Annotated in this window: 13 protein-coding genes; 8 read left to right on the top strand and 5 right to left on the bottom strand. The window is 32.7% G+C overall.

Annotated elements, in window-relative coordinates; all coding sequences use genetic code 11:
* Both HRU49_RS05725 and HRU49_RS05720 read left to right on the top strand, forming a co-directional pair.
* Nucleotides 1-340 (top strand): hypothetical protein (locus HRU49_RS05725; RefSeq protein ID WP_296355050.1); only part of this gene is annotated, 340 nt, incomplete at its 5' end.
* 113 nt (nt 341-453) lie between these two features.
* A complete protein-coding gene (locus tag HRU49_RS05720; protein ID WP_296355048.1) occupies nt 454-1,809 on the top strand; it encodes an undecaprenyl-phosphate glucose phosphotransferase in 1,356 nt (451 codons plus the stop codon).
* Here HRU49_RS05720 and HRU49_RS05715 read toward each other — a convergent pair.
* Both HRU49_RS05715 and HRU49_RS05710 read right to left on the bottom strand, forming a co-directional pair.
* The gene (locus HRU49_RS05715) at nt 1,806-2,966 is read right to left on the bottom strand and encodes a glycosyltransferase family 4 protein (RefSeq protein WP_296355046.1); all 1,161 of its coding nucleotides are present in this window, start codon (nt 2,964-2,966) and stop codon (nt 1,806-1,808) included. The two genes, HRU49_RS05720 and HRU49_RS05715, sit on opposite strands and share 4 nt — an antisense overlap.
* Nucleotide 2,967: 1 nt before the next feature.
* Nucleotides 2,968-4,281 (bottom strand): phenylacetate--CoA ligase family protein, encoded by a 1,314-nt coding sequence (locus HRU49_RS05710; RefSeq protein WP_296355044.1) that lies wholly within the window; start codon nt 4,279-4,281, stop codon nt 2,968-2,970.
* 86 nt (nt 4,282-4,367) lie between these two features.
* Here HRU49_RS05710 and purD point away from each other — a divergent pair, with 86 nt between their 5' ends.
* Nucleotides 4,368-5,639: a phosphoribosylamine--glycine ligase gene (purD, locus tag HRU49_RS05705; RefSeq protein ID WP_296355042.1), complete on the top strand. Its 1,272-nt coding sequence runs from the start codon at nt 4,368-4,370 to the stop codon at nt 5,637-5,639.
* 3 nt (nt 5,640-5,642) lie between these two features.
* On the opposite strand, the gene HRU49_RS05700 is transcribed toward purD, so the two are convergent.
* Nucleotides 5,643-5,870: a uracil phosphoribosyltransferase gene (locus HRU49_RS05700; RefSeq protein ID WP_296355040.1), complete on the bottom strand. Its 228-nt coding sequence runs from the start codon at nt 5,868-5,870 to the stop codon at nt 5,643-5,645.
* Between the two features lie 88 nt (nt 5,871-5,958).
* Here HRU49_RS05700 and HRU49_RS05695 point away from each other — a divergent pair, with 88 nt between their 5' ends.
* On the top strand, nt 5,959-6,876 hold the full coding sequence (locus HRU49_RS05695; RefSeq protein WP_296355039.1) for a DUF6427 family protein: 918 nt from the start codon (nt 5,959-5,961) through the stop codon (nt 6,874-6,876).
* Here HRU49_RS05695 and upp read toward each other — a convergent pair.
* A complete protein-coding gene (upp, locus tag HRU49_RS05690) occupies nt 6,865-7,524 on the bottom strand; it encodes a uracil phosphoribosyltransferase (protein ID WP_296355038.1) in 660 nt (219 codons plus the stop codon). The genes HRU49_RS05695 and upp overlap by 12 nt on opposite strands.
* Nucleotides 7,525-7,593: 69 nt before the next feature.
* On the opposite strand from upp, the gene HRU49_RS05685 reads away from it, so the two are divergent.
* Nucleotides 7,594-8,202, top strand: coding sequence for a DUF4254 domain-containing protein (locus HRU49_RS05685; protein WP_296355056.1), 609 nt, complete (start codon nt 7,594-7,596; stop codon nt 8,200-8,202).
* A gap of 40 nt (nt 8,203-8,242) precedes the next feature.
* Complete coding sequence (locus tag HRU49_RS05680; protein ID WP_296355037.1) at nt 8,243-9,274, top strand: glycosyltransferase family 9 protein; 1,032 nt, start codon at nt 8,243-8,245, stop codon at nt 9,272-9,274.
* Here HRU49_RS05680 and HRU49_RS05675 read toward each other — a convergent pair.
* The gene (locus HRU49_RS05675) at nt 9,271-10,329 is read right to left on the bottom strand and encodes a ferredoxin--NADP reductase (protein WP_296355034.1); all 1,059 of its coding nucleotides are present in this window, start codon (nt 10,327-10,329) and stop codon (nt 9,271-9,273) included. The two genes, HRU49_RS05680 and HRU49_RS05675, sit on opposite strands and share 4 nt — an antisense overlap.
* Nucleotides 10,330-10,434: 105 nt before the next feature.
* On the opposite strand from HRU49_RS05675, the gene HRU49_RS05670 reads away from it, so the two are divergent.
* Both HRU49_RS05670 and HRU49_RS05665 read left to right on the top strand, forming a co-directional pair.
* Entirely contained in the window at nt 10,435-11,913 is a 1,479-nt protein-coding gene (locus tag HRU49_RS05670) for a DUF5687 family protein (protein ID WP_296355032.1), read from the top strand.
* Nucleotides 11,914-11,930: 17 nt separating this feature from the next.
* On the top strand, nt 11,931-12,650 hold the full coding sequence (locus HRU49_RS05665; RefSeq protein WP_296355030.1) for an ABC transporter ATP-binding protein: 720 nt from the start codon (nt 11,931-11,933) through the stop codon (nt 12,648-12,650).
* Nucleotides 12,651-12,694 lie beyond the last annotated feature (44 nt).

Raw genomic sequence — 12,694 nt, 5'->3', positions numbered from 1 at the left:
CTCTGAAGAAAAAATTACAGCTAACATTCAAGGTTCTGAGGACTCTCAGTTTGTAGAGTTTTGTTTAAGCGAAGAGCCAAAATCATTTAACATGTATATATCTAAAGAACTTGCTAATATAGATTTTACTATTTTCAATATTTTATTGGAAAATAAAGACAATCAGATGTTTATTAAACGTGAAATGATTAATCTGTATTTGAAACCAAACAGCAAGGTTAATTACGATAATAAAAATAACACATATAATTTTAGATTAGATCAAAATCAAAATAATTCTCCTTTTATTTATACAAGAGAAAGCTTAGAAAAAAGATTAAACCAAAGGCTACGAGTTTAATCAATTAGCAGTTAATTTTCAATTTAAGTGTCAATAATGGTCTTTTTTTATTAGCAATCCTTTTCCCTATTTTTAGAAAAGGATTATTTTAGTATTTAAGTTAATCTGAGAATTTGAGTTTATTTAAACACGGAAGATATTCTGGGTATTTAAGACAGATATCATACTTTATTGATTTAAGTGTAATTAATGGTGTTGCCATCATTTATCTTTTAGAGGGTAAAGATCCATTAATTTTCTCAGCATTTATGTCTTTAGGCTGGGTCCTTTTGTCTATTTATGTGCGATTTTATGAAGTCTATAGATATACGAGACCTGTAAACATACTCTCTTTAATTGTTAAACAGTTTGTTTTATTCTTACTCTTTGTATTTGCTTTTTCTGGGTTATATCATGAATTAGATATTTATCCAAGACCTATTGTAAAGTATACTTTGATTTGCTTTTCATTGATTGCAATCCTAAAATTCGCAATCTATTATTTATTACAAAAGTATAGGGTGTCTTTAGGGGGTAATTACCGTAATACCGTAATATTTGGTCTTAATAAAAAGACCATGGCTCTGGAGAATTTTTTTAATAAGAACCCTGAGTATGGATACATGCACAAAAAGACCTTCAATTTTAGAAAAACCCAACCCAATTTAGAGGATTGTTTTAATTATGTTCTAACAGAAAGAATAGATGAAATTTATTGCTCTATTTCAGAACTAACTAATTCTCAAATCGCTGATATAGTTGATTTTGCTGACAATAATTTGAAAATACTTAAGTTTATTCCAGATAGTAAAGAAATTTATTCTAAGAAATTAAAATATGAGTATTACGATTATATTCCAATTTTAACGCTTCGTACTATTCCACTGGAAGACTCTGCGAATATGATAATCAAAAGAGCATTCGATATTTTCTTCTCAAGTATCGTAATTGTTTTTGTTTTGTCTTGGTTAACCCCTTTGATTGCAATACTTATTAAATTGGAATCTAAAGGGCCTGTCTTTTTTAAGCAATCTAGAAATGGATTTAATTATAAGGAATTTGATTGTTATAAGTTCAGATCCATGATGCCAAATGAGGATGCGCATTTATATCAAGCTACACGCGGTGATGTTCGAGTTACGAAAGTCGGAAAATTTATAAGAAAAACAAGTATTGATGAGCTCCCCCAATTTTTTAATGTGTTATTTGGCGATATGTCTGTGGTGGGTCCAAGACCTCATATGGTTAGCCATACAGACATGTACGCAAAAAAAATTGATAAGTTTATGGTACGTCACTTTGTAAAGCCTGGAATCACAGGATTGGCTCAGGTCAGTGGCTATAGAGGTGAGGTAGAATCTGATAAAGATATTATAGGACGTGTTAAATATGATATATTTTATATTGAGAACTGGTCTTTACTTTTAGATCTAAAAATCATAGCACAGACTTTTATAAATGCTGTAAAAGGTGAAGATAAAGCCTATTAGAGTAGTTTTTTTAAATCATCAATTTGTGCCTTTAAGTTAAAATTTCGATAGGCATTATTCTGAATAAGTTTCCTTTTTTCAAACGTTAAATTAGACTTATTGATTGAGTTAATAATCGAATTTAGTTGCTTATAATTCCCGGCTTCTGCAATCCATCCTAAGTTATTATTTTTAATAATCGTTTCTCCTTCACCACCGCCAAAGTAAAGTAAAGGAAGCCCTAGTTTTGCAAATTCAAAAATCTTGGACGGTACTGAGCCGTATATTCTATTTAGTAATGGAATAATAGCTATATCATATTTCCTCAATTCATTATGTAAGACGGTTCTATTGACTTTTCCATGAAAAAAAATCGATGATGCTTTATTTGAATTAATAAATGATACGATGTCGTTTTCTTCAGCACCGGACCCATAAATATGAAATTCGATATTTTGAAGATCTAGTTCTTTGCACAGCTGTAATATCCCTTGTGCAACACCTAAAAGCCCAGCATATACAATTTTGAGCTTGTTAGAGTTAGAAGGTGTTTTTACGATATCTTGTTTCTCAATTTCAGGGAAATTTCTGTATAAGAATAATTCAGGCTTTGAGGTAATTTTATTTACATGTTCTAAAATTTCATTACTCTGTCCTAAAATTACATCTGTACTGTTGTAATTAAACGACTCCATTTTTTTCAAAACAGAATACCCAAAATTCTTTTTTAGCGCACCGAGTTCAAACCCAGCACTAGGCCATAAATCACTAACATTTAGAATGAGCCTTCTTTTCTTTGACTTAAGAAAAAACACTGCAGTAAAAGCAACCAATAGTGGTGGTGACTGAATGATAACCTTATTTGGAATTTTGTTCCATGTGAAAAACCAGATAAGACTAGTACTGTAAGACAGCATTGCAAATAATCGCACAAATTTATTTTTTGATTTGCTAGCATAAATCCATAATCTATTGATTTCAATGCCTTCGTTTTGGGTAACTAGTTTCTTTTTGCCTCTATACTCCGGGAATATCTTCCCAGTTGGATAATTTGGAAGTGGTGTAACTATCCTTACTTTAAAGTCTTTTTTTAATCCATCAGCTAAATGATAAATACGATTAGAAGCTGCACCTATCTCAGGTGGGTAATAGCTTGTAATTATCATAAATTCTTCCATATCAATTGTCTATGTGAGAGATAAATTGTTTTAGTTTGCCAGATTTGGAACGCTCTAGTTTTTTAAGTCTTTGAAATGTAGTTTTGATATTTGGCTCTAAATAGGTTTCCATTTCAGTTCTAATATGAGTTTCTTTTTCTGAAGTGAGTTTTGAAAGGCTAACATACTTTATCATAAAATGGTCATAGTCTAGTTGCTCAATAATAAATTCAGATACATTTCCATCATCTTCTATAACACTTTTAGTTATGTAGTAGAAGGTTAATCCAGCTGCTTTTTTTCCACTTGGTAGGATTGCTATATCATTAGTTCTTCCAATGAGTTTTTCTAATAAGGGTTTTTTAAGAGTACTTTTTTTACTTAGTATTCCAATATCTCCAATATCATAACGTATAAACGGATGGGCACAATTGTAGAGTGAGGTTATTACGATTCTACCCTCTTCACCAAGAGGTAATACCCTGTCCTTTTCATCTAAGATTTCAATATAAAGTGTTTCAGAGTTAACTTGCCATTCATCGTTAGGATTTTGGAATGCGATTAAATCCAATTCTGAGGCACCGTATTCATTAACTACCGGAACACCAAATTGTTTTTCAAGTAATATTTTATCATCTTCAAAAAGCATTTCAGATGTCACAACACAAACCTTTAGAGTAGGGCATAAAGAACTTAAAACAACAGCCTTTTTTCTCAAAAACTTTGCGAATTGAACGATTGGACTTGTATAGCCATTGATGTAATCAAAACTTGAGTTTTTAAATTTAGTCAGTGTTTTTTCAAAGGCTTTATCACTAAGGTCAAAAACAGAAAATCGAAATCTATTGCTAAAATAGTCTTTTAATCGTTCTTTATAATAGCCTTTTTTATTAAGCGGAATTCCATAAAAACGGCCTTGACGGGACTTGTTAAAATCAATATTATACCAATTAAATCGATTTATAATTACTGCCCAAGTTAAGGCATGGCACCACTTGTCTTTGCCAAAAATAAACGGATCCCCAGAACTTCCAGATGTTTTATTAACATAGATATCTTTTGATGAAAAATCATTGCTTAATCGCGTTTTTAATGGTTGTTGTAAGTGGCGTTTTGTCATTATCGGAACACTGTTCCAATTCTCTAAATTTATGTTGTTGCCAAACTGTTTAAAGAAACTATTATGTGCTAGATGGTACGTAACAATTTCTCTTCGCTTTTCGTAAATGTAGGTCTCATATTCCGCAGTACTTAATGATTGAATGTGTTCTAACGTAGACCTAGCTTTGTCTATATCAAAGCCGTTAAGTTTTAAAGAAAAATCAAATAATTTCAAGATCTATAATCGCCAATAAAGGTTTACGTAAATTAATTGTTTTTTCATCTTAAAACCAATTATTTTTGCGCAAACAAATTCTAATCATGAATATTTTAGTACTGGGATCTGGTGGTAGAGAGCATACATTCGCATGGAAAATTGCACAAAGTGAAGAATGTAATAAACTATTTGTAGCTCCAGGTAATTCTGGAACCGAAAAAATTGCAACAAACTTAAGTATTAATGTTACTGATTTTGGTGCTATTAAAGCTGCTGTTTTAGAAAACGATATTTCTCTTGTTGTGGTAGGTCCTGAAGATCCATTGGTTCAAGGTATTCACGATTTCTTTTTAGCCGATGAAGTCATTAAACATGTCTCTGTCATTGGCCCTCAAAAAGCCGCTGCCGAATTAGAAGGAAGTAAGGAGTTTGCAAAGGCTTTTATGTCACGTCACAATATTCCAACAGCCGCTTATCAGAGCTTTACCAAGGAAAATGTTGAAGAAGGCTATCAATTTCTTGAATCTTTAAATCCACCATACGTTTTAAAGGCAGATGGACTTGCGGCAGGTAAGGGTGTTTTAATCTTGAATGATTTAGAAGAAGCTAAGTCCGAACTCAAAAGCATGCTTTTAGATGCTAAGTTTGGAGAAGCCAGTGCTAAGGTGGTTATCGAAGAATTTCTTGATGGTATAGAATTAAGTTGTTTTGTTTTAACGGATGGCAAGGATTACAAAATTCTTCCAACGGCTAAAGACTATAAAAGAATAGGTGAGGGAGATACGGGTTTAAATACTGGAGGTATGGGCGCTATTTCGCCAGTACCTTTTGCAACAAATGAATTCTTAGAAAAAGTAGAACGCCAAATTGTTAAACCAACGGTTGAAGGATTACAAAAGGACAGTTTACCATATGTAGGATTCATCTTTATCGGCCTCATTAAGGTTGGTGATCAACCCAAGGTGATTGAATACAATGTAAGAATGGGAGATCCTGAGACAGAAGTAGTTTTACCACGATTAAAAACAGACTTGGTTGAAATTTTTAATGCTATGTCTAATCAATCTTTATCTGAAGTTAATATTGATATTGATGAACGAGCAGCAACCACAGTGGTGCTAGTATCTGGTGGGTATCCTGAAGCTTATGAAAAAGGAAAAGCGATAAGAGGAATTGATGAGGTTAATGACTCTATATTATTTCATGCCGGAGCAAAAAAGAGCGATGGAAAAGTTATTACTTCAGGTGGACGAGTTATGGCAGTAACATCATATGGAAACACCTACGAAGAGGCCATAAAAAAATCTTACCAAAGTATAGAGAAACTACATTTTGATAAGATGTATTATCGTAAAGATTTAGGTTTTGACCTCTAACTATTATAGATAAGAGTGTGCAGAAACGCTCTTGTCTTCTTCGTTATTGGCGTTGTACTTAGAAAGCTGCATCATCCAATAGGTAAAAGCAACAAAGCCTATAAGCATAAAAACCCAAGACATCGTGTTAGCACCAAACCAAGAGGTTAGTTCTAATTCACGTAAATAGTCTAATGGAGCAAATAAGACATCAACAAATAAATCCTGTATTCCGTAAAAGAAATCTTTCATAACTTTATAATTTTAGGCAGGAAGTGAATCTTAATTTAAAAAATAAAATTCATTTCTTTGGCTGCATGCAAAAATACAAAAACAGTTAATGATTACAAGCATTTTTAGTAAATCCAGACCAATTAACTTCATCATTGTTGTTGGTTTTATCATTTTGTTATTTATGCTATCAACCTACAGGTATCTTTTTAACGACTGGCAAGTAGGTTTTAAGGCCGTATTAAAGCTACTCGTTACGTTGTTTTTAGTATTTCTCCTGGATTTCATAATCTCTAAAAACAACTTGGCCAAGAATAACAGCTACAGCATCATGACATTTGGCTTAATGTTCGGAATGTTCCCTGAAGCTTTAAATTATTTAGACCTGTTATGCGCTAATTTATTTGTCCTTTTTGCCCTAAGGCGCCTTATTAGTTTACAATCAAATCTCCATGTAAAAAAGAAACTATTTGATGCAGGGTTTTGGATAATGCTGGCAACACTTTTCTATTTTTGGTCAATTTTGTTCTTTGCCTTAGTTATTGTAGCGTTGATTTACGATACTCAAAATGACATCAAAAACACCATAATTCCCTTTATTGGTGTGCTTACGGTTATTGTTTTGTTAGTGATTTATAATATTTATTTTTTCGACACGTATTTTAAACCTTCCAATTTTGAACGCTACGCTAGTTTAGATTATACATCCTATAATAATAAAGAAAGTATTCTCAAAATCACAATACTATTTACAGCTTACCTATGGATTTTAATTTACTTTTTTAGAACCCTACCTGATAAGAATAAAATATTAAGACCATCCTACTTCTTAGTAGCGTGGTCATCTATAATTGCCTTATTAATAGCTATAATTTCTCCTTTGAAAAATGGGAGTGAATTCTTGTTTTTATTTGCTCCATTTTCAATAATCATGGCTAATTATATCGAGGTAGTCTCAGAAAAGTGGTTTAAGGAAATTTTTGTTGTACTTTTAATTGTAACACCCATAATTTCTTTACTGCTGTAATTTGTTGCCAAACGCAAGGTCGCCAGCGTCACCCAAGCCAGGAATAATATACCCTTTATCATTTAAGGTCTCATCAATGGCAGCGATCCAGAGATGGGAATTGTTTGAAAATGCTTTTGAAATTAAATCAACCCCTTGTTGTGCTCCGATGACACTAACTAAGTGTACCTCCTTTGGATTACCAAAAGGTTTAAGGGCTTCAAATGTTGCAACCATGGATTGTCCTGTAGCTAACATTGGGTCGGCGAGAATTAACGTTTTATTTTCTAAACTTGGACAAGCCAAATACTCAACCACAATTTCAAAGCTTTCCGGATCGTGTTTATGATGTCTGTAAGCTGAGATAAAGGCGTTCTCAGCAGCATCAAAATAATTTAATAAGCCATTATGTAAAGGAACACCAGCTCTTAGTATTGAACAAAGCACAATATCTTTCTTATGCAAGGTCGTTTCTGAAACACCTAAAGGAGTTTCTGTTTTATGAGTTTCAAATTGAAGGGATTTACTTAATTCGTAACCTAATATTTCACCAATTCTTTCAATATTTCTTCGAAATCGCAGACTATCCTTTTGAATGGATTTGTCTCTAATTTCAGACACAAAGGAATTTAAAACAGAAGGGGTATTAGAGAGGTTATGAATGTGCATAGAATGACCTTTAAACTAATGGCTAAGTTAATAATTCAAAGTATATTTGCAGCATTAAAGAAATTCAATATGTTTTCAGAAAAAGCGAATACTATTTTTCAAGACGTTATTAAAACCTATAAGGTTTTAAACACCGTTGATCAATCATTCACAAACAAGTATGATAAGGATGAAGATTTAATTGCTCATTTATTATATAGAAAGTGTTGGATCGATACTGTACAGTGGGCTTATGAAGATATTATAAGAGATCCAAATATCGATCCCCCTGCAGCATTAAAACTAAAGCGAATGATTGATGCGTCAAATCAGGATAGAACGGATACTGTGGAGTTTATTGACAGTTATTTTTTAGATAAATATAAAGACGTAGACGTAAAGTCTGACGCAAAGATTAATTCTGAAAGTCCTGCTTGGGCAATCGATAGATTATCAATACTAGCGTTAAAAATTTATCATATGCATCTAGAAACTGTCAGAGAAGATGCTTCAGATGCTCACAAGGCAGCTTGTCAGAAGAAGTTGGATGTTTTACTTGAGCAACGTGTTGATTTAAGCACCGCTATTGATGACCTACTTAAAGATATTGCTAATGGTGATAAGTACATGAAAGTCTATAAGCAAATGAAAATGTACAATGATGATGAGTTAAATCCTGTTTTAAGAGGACAGAAATAACTCAGATTATAGATTTTCAGAATCTTATATTCTGAAATTAATGCCAAATTCAAAACATATACTGGTCTTAAGGTTTTCTGCTATGGGAGATGTCGCAATGACAGTACCTGTATTGAGAGCTTTTACAGAGCAATATCCAGATGTAAAAATTACCGTAGTAACCAGAGCTTTTTTTAAACCAATATTTAAAGGTTTAAGGAATACAGAAATTTATGTGGCTGACTTTAAAGGGAAACATAAAGGACTCTTTGGACTTTATACTCTAGCAAAAGAATTGAAGCAACTTGAATTTGATGAGGTTGCAGATTTACACAACGTTTTGAGAACTAAAATTTTAAAATTTTTTTTCTCAGGTAAAAAGCTTGTTCAAATCAATAAAGGGAGATTAGAAAAAAAGAATTTAATCGGAGGTAAGCAATTTCAGCAGTTAAAGACCACACACCAGCGTTATACTGATGTCTTTGCAAAATTGGGTTATCAAATAAAATTAACAGAACCGTCTTTTCCTAAAAAGGCTTCCTTATCACAAGAATTGAGGCTCTTCATTTTCAATCCCTCAAATAAAACTATTGGCATTGCTCCTTTTGCAGCACATGAAAGTAAAATGTATCCATTAGAAAAGATGGAATTGGTAATATCGGAATTAGCAATTGATTATAACATTGTATTGTTTGGAGGGGGTAAAAAAGAAATAAACTACTTGACTGCTTTGGCAGAAAAATTTGATGGAGTTGCGTCTGTTGCTGGTAAAATAAGTTTTGAAAATGAGCTACACTTAATTTCTAATTTGGATCTGATGTTATCTATGGATTCCGGAAATGCACATCTAGCAGCAATGTTTGGAGTAAAGGTCATAACCATCTGGGGAGTAACACATCCTTATGCTGGATTCTCACCTTTTAATCAACCTGAGGATTATGCTTTATTAGCCGATAGAGATCAATTTCCTTTAATTCCGACCTCAGTTTACGGGAATAAATTTCCAGAGGGCTATTTACAGGCTGCAGGGAGTATTTCAGTTGATACTATCGTAAATAAAATTAAGTCCATTATACCTTTAAAGAAGGTCTAAACATCATCATAATCGACCTCAATTGAAGCTGAGGTAGGGTGTGCTTGACAAGTAAGAATTAATCCTTCAGCGACTTCACTATCTGTTAAAATATTATTTTGTCTCATGGTTGCATTACCATCAGTTACTCTGGCAATACAACTGCTGCAAATTCCACCTTGACAAGAATAAGGCGCGTCAATATCCTCTTTTAAAGCGGCTTCAAGAACAGATTGATCTTGAGACATGGTAAATTCAAACTCTTCTTCATCGACAATAACTTTAATTTTAGAATTACCATCTAGCACTTCAGTATTGGTATTATTTTCAGTTTCTGTAGGTGCTGTAAATAACTCAAATAAAATATCTTTTTCTCTTACGTTATTTTCTAACAGTACATCTTTAACCGTGTAAATCATTTGTTCTGGTCCACACAAATAAAACTTCTCGATGTTTACACCCTTATATTTATTTTTAATGATAAGATTAACTGTGCTTTTTTCTATTCTACCAAAAAGCGCGTCTTGCTCATTAGATTGGCTGTAAATAAAATGGACATGAAATCTATTTCCGTAAGTTTCCTTAAGCTCCATTACATCCTTGAGAAACATGCTATCTTCAACAGTTTTGTTTCCATATACTAGAATAAAGTTGCTAAAAGGCTCACCTTCTAATAATGTTTTTACAATACTTAAAATAGGCGTAATGCCACTACCAGCGGCAAAGGCTGCGATAGTCCTTGTTTTAACATCGTTAGCTTCAAACACAAAACGGCCATTTGGTTCAGCAACTTCAATGACATCGCCTGCACTGAGGCTTTCATTTGCGTATACTGAGAATTTACCACCATCAACTGCTTTTATACCAACAGCGATATCTGTTTGTGTTGGTGAAGAACAGATAGAATAATCTCTACGTACTTCCTCTCCATTAATTGCTGTCTTAAGGGTGATGTATTGTCCTGCTTTAAATGCAAATGCCTCGGTTAAGGCTTCAGGAATTGCAAATGTTACAGCAACGGATTTACTTGTAACTTTTTCTATGGATTTTATGTTGAGTTTATGGAATTGAGACATAGCAATAAATTTTTTGTAAAAATAAGGAAGCAAAAATTTAAACTTAAATTTGTTTGTAACAAATTAACAATTGTTAGTACTAATACGAAAAACTAACCATAAGCTATGATAAAGCACTTTATTAATTTAGAATGGAAGCAGTATTTCCGTTCTTCTTATTGGCAGAAAAGTATCGTAATAAATATACTGCTCATTTTTTTTGCACTATATTTTGTTGGGATCTTTTTATTTATGGGTGCATTTCTTTTTAAAATTATAGGAAAAGCAACTCCTGATGAAGATCCATTTTTAGTCGTAAACAACTACATTTTTTACTGGTTTATTGGTGATGTATTAATGCGATTCTTTCTACAGAAGTTACCTGTAATGAGTGTAAAACCATTATTAACACTTCCAATTAAACGTTCTACTATAGTAAATTTTGTATTGGGTAAGTCAGCGCTAAACTTCTTTAATTTTTTACCCTTATTTGCAATTATCCCATTTAGTATTTCATTATTAAAAAATGGATATGCATCATCTTTAGTTTTAACATGGTTAGCAGCCATGGTAATGATCATATTGATAATTAACTTTCTCAATTTTATTGTTGAAGCCTTTTCAGCAGAAACCGAGTTGTCATTTCTTCCGGTAATAGCTCTAGTTGGGGTATTATTTGGGCTAGATTATTTTAATATTCTACCAATGAGGTCTCTTGTTGGTGACGGACTTATTTATATCGCAAACAACCCTGTGTTTATATTAATTCCTTTGGGAATATTGGCTATAGTCTATGTCTATAATTTCAAGATATTAAAAGAAAAACTCTTTTTAGATAGCTCATTAAAATCTAAAGTTGCTGAAGTAAAAGTGGCGGATTTATCTTGGACCAACAGATTCGGGGATATTGCTCCCTTTATGCAATTAGATTTAAAACTCATTTGGAGAAATAAGCGAACCAAATCAATGACGATGCTATTAATTATCGGTGTGCTGTATGGTTTGTTTTTTTATCCACAGCCAATGTATAGAGAAATGGAGTTCATGTTTGCATTTATTGGGATATTTTCAACCGGATTCTTTCTCATTAATTTCGGCCAGTTCATTCCTGCTTGGGATAGTAGTTATTATAAAATGTTAATGAGTCAAAACATTAAGTATGAACAATACTTGCGTTCAAAATTTATCCTTATGATAATGAGTGTTGTTATTCTATTTGTATTAGGCATTCCATACGTTTATTTTGGATGGAAAATATTAATCGCTCATTTTGCAGCAGCTATCTATAATATTGGTGTTAACTCCCACGTCATTCTTTGGGGTGGATCTTTCAATAGAAAAAAGATAGACTTAGATAAAAAAGCAGCATTTAATTACCAAGGAACAGGTGCCGTACAATGGTTAATAGGTATACCATTAATGCTAGTACCAATGGGATTGTTCGCACTAATCAACTGGTTATTAGGTTTCGAAATAGCTATTGCTACACTTATTGTTCTTGGAGTTTCAGGAATTATACTTCACAAGAAACTTATGCGATTTATTACCCAGAAATACCTTGATTCAAAATATAAAATGATTGACGCTTTCAGTCAAGATAATTAATAAAACAGACCAACATTATGATATATACTAAAGACCTTTCAAAATCATATAGCGGAACTACAGTTCTTAATATAGAGGAATTAAGCATCCCTAAAGGCCAAAGTTTTGGCTTAGTTGGTAATAATGGTGCTGGGAAAACAACCTATTTCAGCTTATTACTAGACCTTATTAAACCCTCTACAGGAAAAATTACAAGTAATGAGGTAATTGTAGATCAAAGTGAAGGTTGGAAACCTTTTACATCGGCTTTTATTGATGAAAGCTTTTTAATTGGATACCTCACTCCAGAAGAATATTTCTATTTTATCGGTGATTTAAGAGGGCAAAATAAAGCCGACGTTGATAAACTTACAGCGAACTTTGAGGATTTCTTTAATGGAGAAATTATTGGTAAGAAGAAGTATTTAAGAGACCTTAGTAAGGGTAATCAAAAGAAAGCAGGTATCGTCGCGGCTTTAATTGGTAATCCTGAAGTTATCATCTTGGACGAGCCTTTTGCTAATCTAGATCCAACGACTCAGATCAGATTAAAACAAATCCTGAAAGATTTGGCCGAAAAACAAGGGGTAACAATATTAGTGTCTAGTCACGATTTAATGCATGTTACTGATGTTTGTGAACGTATTGTGGTTTTAGAAAAAGGCAATATTGTAAAAGACTTAGAAACCAATCCAACAACATTAAAAGAGTTAGAGGCACACTTTGCCAGTAATATGGTAAGTCAGGAAGAAGAATAAGAGAATTTTTCACATCAATTTGGCTCGCAAGGAAGATAACTTTT

Source organism: Winogradskyella sp. (genome assembly GCF_013213975.1).
Lineage (GTDB): Bacteria > Bacteroidota > Bacteroidia > Flavobacteriales > Flavobacteriaceae > Winogradskyella.
Note: the sequence above shows the minus strand (reverse complement) of the source record. Positions and strands in the feature narration are given on the sequence as shown.

Excerpts from the sequence above, each read along its gene's own strand:
- HRU49_RS05715 (WP_296355046.1), bottom strand. The coding sequence starts at position 2,966 with ATGGAAGAATTTATGATAATTACAAGCTATTACCCACCTGAGATAGGT.
- purD (WP_296355042.1), top strand. The coding sequence starts at position 4,368 with ATGAATATTTTAGTACTGGGATCTGGTGGTAGAGAGCATACATTCGCA.
- HRU49_RS05700 (WP_296355040.1), bottom strand. The coding sequence starts at position 5,870 with ATGAAAGATTTCTTTTACGGAATACAGGATTTATTTGTTGATGTCTTA.
- HRU49_RS05695 (WP_296355039.1), top strand. The coding sequence starts at position 5,959 with ATGATTACAAGCATTTTTAGTAAATCCAGACCAATTAACTTCATCATT.
- upp (WP_296355038.1), bottom strand. The coding sequence starts at position 7,524 with ATGCACATTCATAACCTCTCTAATACCCCTTCTGTTTTAAATTCCTTT.
- HRU49_RS05685 (WP_296355056.1), top strand. The coding sequence starts at position 7,594 with ATGTTTTCAGAAAAAGCGAATACTATTTTTCAAGACGTTATTAAAACC.
- HRU49_RS05680 (WP_296355037.1), top strand. The coding sequence starts at position 8,243 with ATGCCAAATTCAAAACATATACTGGTCTTAAGGTTTTCTGCTATGGGA.
- HRU49_RS05675 (WP_296355034.1), bottom strand. The coding sequence starts at position 10,329 with ATGTCTCAATTCCATAAACTCAACATAAAATCCATAGAAAAAGTTACA.
- HRU49_RS05670 (WP_296355032.1), top strand. The coding sequence starts at position 10,435 with ATGATAAAGCACTTTATTAATTTAGAATGGAAGCAGTATTTCCGTTCT.
- HRU49_RS05665 (WP_296355030.1), top strand. The coding sequence starts at position 11,931 with ATGATATATACTAAAGACCTTTCAAAATCATATAGCGGAACTACAGTT.